Source organism: Oleiphilus sp. HI0066, assembly GCF_001635725.1.
In genome coordinates, this window is the sequence record NZ_LWFH01001053.1 from 1 (window position 1) to 545 (window position 545).

Consider the following 545-nt stretch of genomic DNA (forward strand, 5'->3'; position numbering starts at 1 on the left):
CTGGGTTCAACCAAATACGCACGGCGTAATCACCTGCCCCAAAGACCTGTGCGTTACCGACACCTTCCAAACGCGCTAACTCATCGCGTACTTTCAACTTCGCAAAGTTCGAGAGATACAACATGTCATAACGATCATCAGGCGATAGTAAATGAACAACCATCGTGAGGTCAGGAGACGACTTTGTTGTGGTAACACCTAAGCGCTGAACATCTTGCGGTAGTCGAGGAATCGCTCGCGCTACCCTATTTTGAACTTGAACCTGCGCGTCATCGACGTTAGTTCCTAGCTCAAACGTAACTGTGATAGATAAAGCCCCATCAGATGTTGCTTGCGAAGCCATGTACAGCATGCCTTCAACACCATTGATGGCTTGCTCTAAAGGCGTTGCAACGGTTTCAGCCATCGTTTCTGGATTTGCACCAGGATAGCTTGCATTGACCACGACAGTTGGTGGAACAACTTCAGGATATTCGGTAATCGGAAGTTGAAATACTGCAATCAAACCGGCAATAAAAATCAGAAGCGACAGAACGCTTGCGAAA

General features: G+C 47.3%; 1 protein-coding gene. It reads right to left on the minus strand.

The genetic code is table 11. The features are described from left to right. Positions 1–545 (minus strand): efflux RND transporter permease subunit (locus tag A3738_RS12915; protein ID WP_197473842.1); only part of this gene is annotated, 545 nt, incomplete at both ends.